The organism is Variovorax sp. P4_D9 (assembly GCF_056401695.1).
In genome coordinates this window covers 1-10247 of record NZ_JBFUIU010000308.1, presented here as the reverse complement: position 1 = coordinate 10247, position 10247 = coordinate 1, and the positions used below count along the sequence as shown (strand labels likewise).

Annotated in this window: 12 protein-coding genes; 7 read left to right on the top strand and 5 right to left on the bottom strand. The window is 67.2% G+C overall.

Annotation, left to right across the window (positions count from 1 at the left end):
• Positions 1-201 precede the first annotated feature (201 nt).
• Entirely contained in the window at positions 202-1152 is a 951-nt protein-coding gene (locus AC1DY5_RS28230; protein WP_478116757.1) for a 23S rRNA (adenine(2030)-N(6))-methyltransferase RlmJ, read from the bottom strand.
• A gap of 195 nt (positions 1153-1347) precedes the next feature.
• Here AC1DY5_RS28230 and rplM point away from each other — a divergent pair, with 195 nt between their 5' ends.
• The 4 genes from rplM to mdtD all read left to right on the top strand — a co-directional run bounded on the left by rplM (position 1348) and on the right by mdtD (position 4184).
• On the top strand, positions 1348-1779 hold the full coding sequence (gene rplM / locus AC1DY5_RS28225; RefSeq protein WP_286370103.1) for a 50S ribosomal protein L13: 432 nt from the start codon (positions 1348-1350) through the stop codon (positions 1777-1779).
• A 12-nt stretch (positions 1780-1791) separates the two neighbouring features.
• Positions 1792-2184, top strand: coding sequence for a 30S ribosomal protein S9 (rpsI, locus tag AC1DY5_RS28220; protein ID WP_093109516.1), 393 nt, complete (start codon positions 1792-1794; stop codon positions 2182-2184).
• Positions 2185-2302: 118 nt separating this feature from the next.
• A complete protein-coding gene (erpA, locus tag AC1DY5_RS28215) occupies positions 2303-2671 on the top strand; it encodes an iron-sulfur cluster insertion protein ErpA (RefSeq protein ID WP_478116755.1) in 369 nt (122 codons plus the stop codon).
• A 94-nt stretch (positions 2672-2765) separates the two neighbouring features.
• On the top strand, positions 2766-4184 hold the full coding sequence (gene mdtD / locus AC1DY5_RS28210) for a multidrug transporter subunit MdtD (RefSeq protein WP_478116754.1): 1419 nt from the start codon (positions 2766-2768) through the stop codon (positions 4182-4184).
• Here mdtD and AC1DY5_RS28205 read toward each other — a convergent pair whose 3' ends face one another.
• Entirely contained in the window at positions 4185-5294 is a 1110-nt protein-coding gene (locus tag AC1DY5_RS28205; protein WP_478116752.1) for an anhydro-N-acetylmuramic acid kinase, read from the bottom strand.
• A 36-nt stretch (positions 5295-5330) separates the two neighbouring features.
• A complete protein-coding gene (locus tag AC1DY5_RS28200; RefSeq protein WP_478116751.1) occupies positions 5331-6683 on the bottom strand; it encodes a peptidoglycan DD-metalloendopeptidase family protein in 1353 nt (450 codons plus the stop codon).
• Between the two features lie 157 nt (positions 6684-6840).
• Here AC1DY5_RS28200 and tyrS point away from each other — a divergent pair, with 157 nt between their 5' ends.
• On the top strand, positions 6841-8073 hold the full coding sequence (gene tyrS, locus AC1DY5_RS28195) for a tyrosine--tRNA ligase (protein WP_478116750.1): 1233 nt from the start codon (positions 6841-6843) through the stop codon (positions 8071-8073).
• 12 nt (positions 8074-8085) lie between these two features.
• Here tyrS and AC1DY5_RS28190 read toward each other — a convergent pair whose 3' ends face one another.
• Positions 8086-8559: an OmpA family protein gene (locus tag AC1DY5_RS28190; RefSeq protein ID WP_478116749.1), complete on the bottom strand. Its 474-nt coding sequence runs from the start codon at positions 8557-8559 to the stop codon at positions 8086-8088.
• Between the two features lie 35 nt (positions 8560-8594).
• Positions 8595-8834, bottom strand: a complete 240-nt coding sequence (locus AC1DY5_RS28185) for a FecR domain-containing protein (protein WP_478116748.1) — start codon at positions 8832-8834, stop codon at positions 8595-8597.
• A gap of 365 nt (positions 8835-9199) precedes the next feature.
• Between AC1DY5_RS28185 and AC1DY5_RS28180 the strand changes: the two genes are divergently transcribed.
• Together AC1DY5_RS28180 and AC1DY5_RS28175 are read left to right on the top strand one after the other, a co-directional pair.
• Positions 9200-10120 (top strand): cation diffusion facilitator family transporter, encoded by a 921-nt coding sequence (locus AC1DY5_RS28180; protein WP_478116747.1) that lies wholly within the window; start codon positions 9200-9202, stop codon positions 10118-10120.
• A partial coding sequence (locus AC1DY5_RS28175) for a D-aminoacyl-tRNA deacylase (RefSeq protein ID WP_478116758.1) occupies positions 10117-10247 on the top strand: 131 nt, incomplete at its 3' end. The genes AC1DY5_RS28180 and AC1DY5_RS28175, both read left to right, overlap by 4 nt.

Below are 10247 nucleotides of genomic sequence, written 5' to 3'. Positions count from 1 at the left end.
GGCATCAAGACGGTGGCGCTGTCGGTCGTCGACAACGAGACCGATCGCTGCGGCGGCACCGAGGTCGGCCAGGCCGAGACCCCGCCTCAGGCAGCGCCGGAGCCGGCGCCCAAGCCCACCGGCAGCGTCGCGCCGCGCAAGCGCCGCTGAAGGGCCTGTTCACCCTCTTTCCGCGACCCCGGAAGGAGGGTGATCAGGCCCTTAGCCTCCGCTGTCGAGCGAGAAGGTGGCGTTGCGGTCCTGCGCCAGCCGCTCGACCATCTGCGGCAGGGCGGCCGCCAGCAGCGGCTTGAGCGTGTAGGGCGGGTTGATCAGGAACATGCCGCTGGCGGGCAGCCCCGGCCGGTGCGTGGCGCCCGTGGCATCGGTCGTGATCTTGCTCGATTTGACCGTCAGCGTGGCGTGCAGCCACGACTTGCCGGCCTTGGTCGCCATCGTCTTGAGCCGGCGCGGCAGGTCGTGCGCCTCCGGCCGCGGGATGATCGGGTACCAGATAGCGTAAGTGCCGGTGGCGAAGCGCTTGAGCGCCTCGGCCACGAAGTCCAGCACCCGGGCGTAGTCGCTCTTGATCTCGTAGCTCGGGTCGCACAGCACCAGCGCGCGCCGCGAGGGCGGCGGCAGGAACTTGGTGGCACTGCCGAAGCCATCGTCGCGCAGCACCGTGATCTGGCGGCCGGCCTCGAGTTGGGCGATGTTGGCGTCGAGGGTCCGGGCGTCGGTCGGATGCAGTTCGAACAGCTTGAGCTTGTCGTGCTCGCGCAGCAGGTGGTGCACGATGAAGGGCGAGCCCGGATAGATCTTGGCGCCGCCCTTGGGGTTGAAGTCGCCGATCACCGCGAGGTAGCGGGCGAGGGCGTCGGCCAGTGGCGCCTCGGCTGTCGTGGCGGCGGATTTGGCGGACTTGCCGGCTCCCGGCGCCGCCGCCGGGGCTGCCTTCGGGGCAGCCAGCAGGCGCAGGATGCCCTCTGCCGCCTCCCCGCTGGTGCCGGCGTAGTCGCCGTCGAGCCGGTAGAGGCCGGCGCCGGCGTGGGTGTCGACCACGGTGAGGGCGGTGTCCTTCTCGAGCAGGTGCTCGAGCGTGGCAATCAGCACCGTGTGCTTGAGCACGTCGGCGTGGTTGCCGGCATGGAAGGCGTGGCGGTAGCTGAACATGCCCCCGATGGTAACGGCCCCTCGCCCCGAAAAGGGCGCCCGATTGCGTCGCAGGGGCCATTCTTCGTATAATCGAAAGCTTCGCAGCGCTTTTGTGGCCCCGCGGCGAAGGTAGACCACCACCTAAGAGATTCCCGCCAGAGGAACGCCGACCGTGGAAAAGGGCCCGCCAAACCCTCTTCAAAAGAGAAACTCATGACCAAAACGTTCAGCGCCAAGCCCGCTGACGTGACGCACGAGTGGTTTGTGATTGACGCGACCGACAAGGTCCTCGGACGAGTAGCCAGCGAAGTTGCTCTCCGTTTGCGCGGCAAACACAAGGCCATTTACACGCCTCACGTCGATACCGGTGACTTCATCGTCATCATCAACGCATCGCAACTCCGCGTCACCGGCGCCAAGCCGATCGACAAGGTGTACTACCGTCACTCGGGCTACCCGGGCGGAATCACGGCGACGAACTTCCGCGACATGCAAGCCAAGCACCCGGGCCGCGCCCTGGAAAAGGCGGTCAAGGGCATGCTGCCCAAGGGCCCGCTCGGCTACGCGATGATCAAGAAACTCAAGGTGTACGGTGGTGCTGAGCACCCGCACACCGCCCAACAGCCCAAAGTGCTGGAACTGTAAGGAGCCTTGAGAATGATTGGTGAATGGAACAATGGCACCGGCCGTCGCAAATCGAGCGTCGCCCGCGTGTTTCTGAAAAAAGGCACCGGCAAGATCACGGTCAACGGCAAGGACATCCAGGATTTCTTTGGCCGCGAGACCTCGATCATGATCGCCAAGCAACCCCTGTTCTTGACGAACAATGTCGAAACCTTCGACATCATGGTCAACGTGGCAGGCGGCGGCGAATCGGGCCAGGCCGGCGCGACGCGCCACGGCATCACCCGTGCGCTGATCGACTACGACGCGACGCTCAAGCCGGTGCTGAGTCAGGCTGGCTTCGTGACGCGCGACGCCCGCGAAGTCGAGCGCAAGAAGGTCGGTCTGCACTCCGCACGCCGCCGCAAGCAGTTCTCGAAGCGCTAAAGGCGTTTTGGGCTTACCGCTCGCAATGTCAAGAAACCGCCTTCGGGCGGTTTTTTGTTGGTTGAAGTAGCATTGATTGATCGGCCGCAATATCCGGCCCCACAGGAGTCCCCTCACAATGAGCGCCGTTGCAGAAACCATCCAGACCCCGGCCATGCCCGAGCCGATCGTCTTCACCGACAGCGCGGCGGCCAAGGTCGCCGACCTGATCGCCGAGGAAGGCAATCCCGACCTCAAGCTGCGCGTGTTCGTGCAGGGTGGCGGCTGCTCCGRCTTCCAGTACGGCTTCACCTTCGACGAGATCACCAACGAAGACGACACCACCATGACCAAGAATGGTGTCTCGCTGCTGATCGACGCCATGAGCTACCAGTACCTGGTCGGCGCTGAGATCGACTACAAGGAGGACCTCCAGGGCGCCCAGTTCGTCATCAAGAACCCGAACGCCACCAGCACCTGCGGCCGCGGCTCGAGCTTCTCGGCCTGATGCCCCGGCGCGTGCCGGCCCGCTCCGAACACGCCCAACCCCCAGAAGCCGCCTCCGGGCGGCTTTTTGCTGTCCGATTTCCCTCACTTCGCTCATGACCCCAACGGAGGCGCCGCGCAAGAGCCTGCTGTGGCTGGTGGCCGTCGGCTTCTTCATGCAGACGCTCGACGGCACCATCATCAATACCGCGCTGCCGTCGATGGCGGCCAGCCTGGGTGCCAGTCCGCTGCGCATGCAGTCGGTGGTGGTGGCCTACTCGCTCACGATGGCGATGCTGATCCCGGCCTCGGGCTGGATCGCCGACCGCTTCGGCACCCGCCGGGTGTTCTTCACGGCGATCGTGCTGTTCGTGATCGGCTCGGTGCTGTGCGCACTGTCGCGTGGCATCGGCCAATTGGTGGCGGCGCGGGTGGTGCAGGGGATGGGCGGTGCGCTGCTGCTGCCGGTGGGGCGGCTGGCGCTGCTTCGCACCGTGCCGCGGGCGCAGTTCCTGGCCGCCATGAGCTTCGTCGCCATTCCAGGCCTGATCGGCCCGCTGCTGGGCCCGACCCTGGGCGGCTGGCTGGTTCAGTACGCTTCCTGGCACTGGATCTTCCTGATCAACGTGCCGGTCGGCCTGGCCGGCTGTCTGGCGACGCTGCGGATCATGCCCGACCTGCGCGCGGCCGAGATGCGGCCGTTCGACGGCGTGGGCTACGCGCTGCTCGCCTTCGGCATGGTCGCGATCTCGCTGGCGATCGACGGCGTGTCGGGACTCGGCTTGCGCGGCGTCGGCGTGATGGTGCTGCTGGTCTTCGGCTTCGCCACCATCACGGCCTACTGGCTGCATGCCGTGCGCAAGCCCTATCCGTTGTTCGAGCCCTCGCTGTTTGGCATCCCGACCTTGAGCATCGGCCTGCTCGGCAACCTGTTCTCGCGCCTGGGCAGCGGCTGCATGCCCTTCCTGATCCCGCTGCTGCTGCAGATCTCGATGGACTACTCGCCCTTGAAGGCCGGCCTGATGATGCTGCCGATCGCCTTGGCCGGGATGGCGATGAAGCGCTTGGCGACGCCGCTGATCATGCGCTACGGCTACCGCCGGGTGCTGGTGGCCAACACCGCGCTGGTGGGCCTGACGATGGCCAGCTTCGGGCTCGCGACGCCGGCCCAGCCGGTGGCGCTGCAGATCCTTCAGCTGCTGGCATTCGGCGCCGTGAACTCGCTCCAGTTCACCGCCATGAACACGATCACCCTGAAGGATCTCGACGGCGGCATGGCCAGCAGCGGCAACACGCTGCTGTCGATGGTGCAGATGCTGGCGATGAGCATGGGCGTGGCGGCGGCCAGCGCGGTGCTGGACGGCTACACCGGCATCTTCGGCAGCGCCACGCCGCTGGCCATCCTGCATGCCTTCGAGGCGACCTTCGCGAGCATGGGGTTGATCACGCTGGCCTCGGCGCTGATCTTCTGGCATCTGCCGCCGGAGGCGCGGGCGGTGCAGCCGGCGCAGCCCGAAGTCTCGGGCCAGGGATGATCAGCTCGGGTAGATGGCACCGAGCACGCGGGCGCCGCGGGCGCCCGTGACGCTGGCCAGATTGCCGGTTTCGCCGTTCAGCGTGGCGCGCGCCAGCCAGGCGAAGGCCGCCGCCTCGACCTCCTGCGGCGGCAGGCCGCGCTCCGCCGAGGACACCACCTCGATGGCCGGCAGCAAGGCGCGCAAGCGGGCCAGCAGATGCAGATTGAGGGCGCCGCCGCCGCAGACGATCAAGGTCTGGCTGTCGGCGCCATAGCGCTCCAGGTGCATCGCGCAGGTGCGGGCGGTCAGTTCGGTCAGGGTCGCCTGGACGTCGACCGGGCTTGCTGCCGAGGTGCCGAGATGCGAGGCCAGCCAGTTGGGATGGAACAGGTCGCGGCCCGTGCTCTTCGGCGGCGCCTTGGCGAAATAGGCCTCGGCGAGCATCCGCGAGAGCAGCTCCGGCAGCACCCGGCCACGCGCGGCCCACTGGCCTCCGGCGTCGAAGGGCTGGCCGTTGTGGGTCTGGCTCCAGTGATCGATCAGGGCGTTGCCCGGCCCGCAATCGAAGCCCAGCACGGTGCCGCTGCCGGCCGGCAGCAGACTCAGGTTGGAGATGCCGCCGATGTTCAGGACCGCCACCGCCCGCTCGTCGCGGGCGAACAGGGCCCGGTGGAAGCCCGGCACCAGTGGAGCGCCCTGGCCGCCTGCTGCCAGGTCGCGGCTGCGAAAGTCGGCGACCACCTGGATGCCGGTCAGTTCGGCGAGCAGCGAGGGGCTGTTGATCTGCAGGGTGTAGCCGACCTCGTCGAATTCGCCGGGCCGATGGCGGACGGTCTGGCCATGGGCGCCGATGGCGGTGATGGCATCGGCCGCCAGCTCGGCGTCGTCCAGCAACTGCTGCACCACCCGGGCGTAGACGCGGGCCAGTCCGTTGCCGGCCAGCGCGGCTCGGTGCAGTTCGTTGCTGCCCGCGGTGTTGAGCGCCATCAGTTCGGCGCGCAGGCTCATCGGGAAGGGCGCGGCCGCGTAGCCCTGCACGGCGATGCCGCCGTTCGAGAAATCTGCCAGCACGCCATCGACACCGTCCAGCGAAGTGCCCGACATCAGGCCGATGAACAGTTCAGCCATGGTTCGGGGTGCTCGGCGAGGCCTTGCGGCCGCTCGTCAGTCGGCGCTGGCCTGGACCACCGAGAAGGCGGCCGACAGCTCGTTTCGGGTGGCGAGCGCGAGGCGCTCGAAGGCCGGGCGGGAGGCCGCGGTGATCGGAACGCCGCCGTCCTGCTGGGCGATCGTGGCCGGGTCGTGGTACTCGCCATTGACCCGGAACTCGAAATGCAGGTGCGGGCCGGTGGCCCAGCCGGTCGATCCGACGGCGCCCAAAGTCTGGCTCTGGCTGACGCTCTGGCCGACCTTGACGTCGACGCGGCTCAGGTGGRCGTAAGCGGTTTCCTGGTTGTTGCGATGCTTCAGCACGACGATGTTGCCGTAGCCGTTCTGGGTGCCGGCGAACTCGACCGTGCCGTCGCCGACCGCCCGTACTGGGGTGCCGGTCGGGGCTGCGAAATCGATGCCGTGGTGCTGGCGCCAGCTGTTCAGGATCGGGTGCAGGCGCATCGCGAAGCCGCTGCTCACGCGCGTGAACTCGACCGGCGAGCTCAGGAAGGCGTGGCGCAGGCTGTCGCCGTTGGGCCGGTAGTAGCTGCCCTTCTGGCCGGGCTCCTGGAACCACAGTGCCTGGTAGAGCTTGCCGTTGCTCTCGAACTCCGCCGACAGCACGCGGCCGGTGCGCAGCGTCTGTCCATCGGCATCCTGCGTCTCGTAGACCACCGCGAAGCGGTCGCCCTTGCGCAGCAAGCGGAAGTCGACGTCACCCGAGAAGATGTCGGCCAGCTGGCTGGCCACTGGGTCGGGGATGCCAGCGTCGTCGGTGGCGGCGAACAGCGATGTGCGCACGATGCCGCTGGCGAGCCGGGTGCCGGGGGTCAGGGCGTCGGTTTCGGTGCGGGCGCGGAAGCCGGCGGGCGTCTTTTCGACCACCAGCCGCTTGAAGCCGCCGTCGCCGTCGGGAATCCAGCGGGCGCTGAGCTTCTTCAGCGCGTTTTCCTGGGTGGCCTCTGCGGTCACGGTGCGTCCGGGACGGCTCAGCAGCGCCGCACGGGCCTCGGCGTTGCCGCGCACGAAGGCTGCAGCGGGCGGATCGGACAGGCCGAGGCGCTGCAACAGAGCCTCGGCGGTATCGCTCGAGCGCGTGATTTCGGTCCGGAACAGGGTGAAGCTGTGGGCGTCGAGCGCTTCGAGCTGGTCGGCGAAGGAGGTGGAAGGGGCGACGGCCTCGAAGACCTGCTTGACGGGAAGCTCGGCCGGATCGGGCCCGAGCGAGGCGACGGCGAAGGCACCACCGCCGGCGGACAGCAGCAAAGCGGCGATCACAGCCGTGATCTGCTTCGGATAGGTCCGGAATGTATTAGCCACGCGCGAAGCAATCAGCTCCTCGGCGGCAAGAATGCCGTTGATCAAACTTCGAATTCCAGCTCAGGTTCAGCAAATCCGTACTGCGAGGGCCGTGTCGGACGGGCGGCAGGACGGTGCGTTCAATGCGCCGCTTAGAATCCGGCGCTTGGAAAAGTCGGGCTGAGTATAGCTTCGGCCATAGAGAAAACAGCCAAAGAGCCCAATGAACCCCGGTTTTGTTACATCCACAAGTCTGTCCGAAGTTGTAGGACAGGCCCTCGAAATTTCACTCCGTGGGACCGACGAGTTGCTCCCCCAGGATGAGTGGGTGCGCAAGCTCCAGCGCTCCGAGGCCACCGGCGCCCCGCTGCGCGTCAAATTGGGCCTCGACCCGACCGCGCCGGACATCCATATCGGCCACACGGTGGTGCTCAACAAGATGCGCCAGCTGCAGGATCTGGGCCATACGGTGATTTTCCTGATCGGCGACTTCACCACCACCATCGGCGACCCCTCCGGTMGCAACAGCACCCGGCCGCCCCTGACCCGCGAGCAGATCGAGGCGAACGCGCAAACCTACTACAAACAGGCAAGTCTCGTACTGGACCCCTCGAAAACCGAGATCCGTTACAACTCCGAGTGGAGCGATCCGCTCGGGGCCCGCGGGATGATCCAGCTGGCGGCCAAGTACACGGTGGCGCGGATGATGGAGCGCGAGGACTTCAGCAAGCGCTTCAAGGCCGGGCAGTCGATCTCGGTGCACGAATTCCTCTACCCGCTGATGCAGGGCTACGACTCGGTGGCGCTCAGGTCGGACCTCGAACTCGGCGGCACTGACCAGAAGTTCAATCTGCTAGTCGGACGACATCTCCAGCAGGAATACGGGCAGGAGCCGCAGTGCATACTCACTATGCCGCTGCTGGAGGGGCTCGACGGCGTCGAGAAGATGTCGAAGAGCAAGAACAACTATATCGGCATCAGCGAGGATCCGAACACCATGTTTGCCAAGGTGCTGTCGATCTCCGACACCCTCATGTGGCGCTGGTACACGCTGCTGAGCTTCAAGTCGCTGGCCGAGATCGCGGCGCTGCGGGCGGAGGTCGAAGCCGGCCGCAACCCGAAGGACGCCAAGGTCGCGCTGGCCAAGGAGATCACTGCGCGCTTCCACAGCGCCGCAGCGGCCGAGGCGGCCGAGCAGGATTTCATCAACCGCAGCAAGGGCGGCGTTCCCGACGAGATCCCGGAAGTCGCACTGGCCGGCGCCCCGCTGGGTATTGCCCAGTTGCTCAAGCAGGCCGGCCTGGCGCCCTCGACCTCCGAAGGCAACCGGCTGATCGATGGCGGCGGCGTCCGCGTCGATTCGACAGTGATCAGCGACAAGGCGCTGAAACTCCCTGCCGGCACCTATGTCGTGCAGGTCGGCAAGCGCAAGTTCGCCAAAGTGACCCTGAGCTGAGCGCCGGGGGCGCTATCGAACCTGGATGGTGACGCGGCGGTTGCGGGGCTCGGCGACCTCGTCGGCCGTCGGCACCGCAGGTTCGCGCTCGCTGCGGCCCACCGCCTCGATCCGGTTCGGTGGGAAGTCGCGCGCCAGGAACAGTTGACGCACCTGCAGGGCGCGGGAAAGAGACAACTCGTCGTTGCGCGTGGTTGCGCCGACCGTGTCGGTGTGCCCCGTGACGACGATCTCGCCGCCGCTGCGCGCCCGGCGGCCTCCAGGGCCTCGTTCATCGAGACCGCGCTTGACACGCTCCGGGTCGACCTTGTCGACCACCGGCGCACCCTTGGCGCCGAGTTTCGCGGTCGCCCGATCGAAGGACTGCGCCAGCGTCTCTGCGCCATCCTCGGTGCTCGCCAGCATGGCCGAGGGCTTGCCGTCGGCCTGCGGCAGCAGCACGACGCGGGTGCCAGGAGTGGAACAGGCTGCAAGGAGGGCGGACAACAGCGGGATGGCAAGAAGGGAAAGTGGGCGAACTGTCACGGCTGCGGATCCACCTCGACGATGAAATCGGTGCCGCGGATGCCGATCACCGCGGTCTGGGTTTCGACGCGCACGGCATCGGTCCGGCCGATCAGTCCGGTCACCATCCGCAGCGTTCCGCGCAGCAGCGAAACCAGCATGCCGCCGTCCTGGGTGGTCGAATCGAAATGGAACTGCTTGGGGTCCAGCCGCGAGGACGGGCCCACGATCAGCGTCGTGCCGTCGCGCAGCACCACGCTGGCCCGAGTCGGCGCCGGTCTGGAGTCGGTCGATCGGGGCCATCGAGTCGCCGGCCGCCGCGGCCCGCGCCTTGGCGCTGCCGCTCAGCAAATGGACGTCTCCTTGCACGGATTTGACGATACCGCCATGTTGCTCCGCCTCGGCGGGCTTGGAAGCATCGACGGCGAGCGCGTGGCCTGCCCCAACGGTCAGGGCGAGGACGAGGCCGTACACGACCTGGGTTTTCTTTTGTTCACTGGCACCTCCGCAAGCGTTTTGGTCGATGGTACGCAAGAGCGGATGGACCCCGATAATCCGCGAGCGCCACGTGCGCCGGCTCTGCGCCTTTGTCCGCATTTTGTTCGTCCTTACTCTTCATCCATTGAAATTCGCCTCACTGAGTCCCGCGCAGCTGTTGCGAGCGTCGATCGGGGTCGCCCTGGTCACGATCGTGCTCAAGGGTGCGGCCGGCTACGTTTCCAACTCCATGGGCTTGATCTCGGACGCCATGGAGTCCTTTGTGAATCTGGCGAGTGCCACCTTCGCGCTGGCGATGGTCACGGTCGCGGCGCGCCCGGCGGACGACGACCATCCCTACGGCCATCACAAGGCGGAGTACTTCTCGTCCGGCTTCGAGGGCATCCTGATCATCGGCGCCGCGATCGCGATCATCTGGGTGGCGGTGCTGCGGCTGCTCTCGCCACAGCCGCTGGAGCAGCTCGGCTGGGGGCTCGGGCTGTCGATCCTGAGTTCGGCCTTCAATGGCGGATTGGCCTGGGTGATGTTCCGGGCCGCGCGCACGCACCGCTCGATCGCGCTCGAGTCCGATGCCCGCCACCTGGTCACCGACGTCTGGACCTCGGCCGCGGTGATCGTCGGCATTGTGGCGGTCGGCCTGACCGGCTGGCTCTGGCTCGACCCGTTGCTGGCGATCGGCGTGGCGCTGAACATCGTGCGCGAAGGCGTAAAGCTGGTATGGCGCTCCTCGCAGGGGCTGATGGACGAGGCGCTCGAGCCCGAGTCGCTGGCACAGCTGCAGGCCACGCTGGAGCGCTTCGCGGCCGAGGTGCCTGAAGGGGCGCAGCTGCACTTCGACGACGTCGTCACGCGCCGTGCCGGCCAGCGGCGCTTCGCCGATCTCCACATGCATGTCCCGGGCGGCTGGTCGCTGCAGCGCGCCGCGGACCTGCGCGATGGTCTCGAGCAAGCGCTGATGGATGCCTTGCCCGGCCTGCGCGTGACCATCCAGCTGCTGCCGCTCGGCATGGAAGCGCGTGCAACCCGGAAGGACGAGACCCAATGAAGGCGCTGCTGCAGYGCGTGCGCAGMGCGCGGGTCGAGGTCGCCGGCCACACCGTGGGTGCGATCGATGCGGGTCTGCTGGTGCTGCTGTGCGCCGAGCGCGGCGATGCCGACGWGCTGGCCGACCG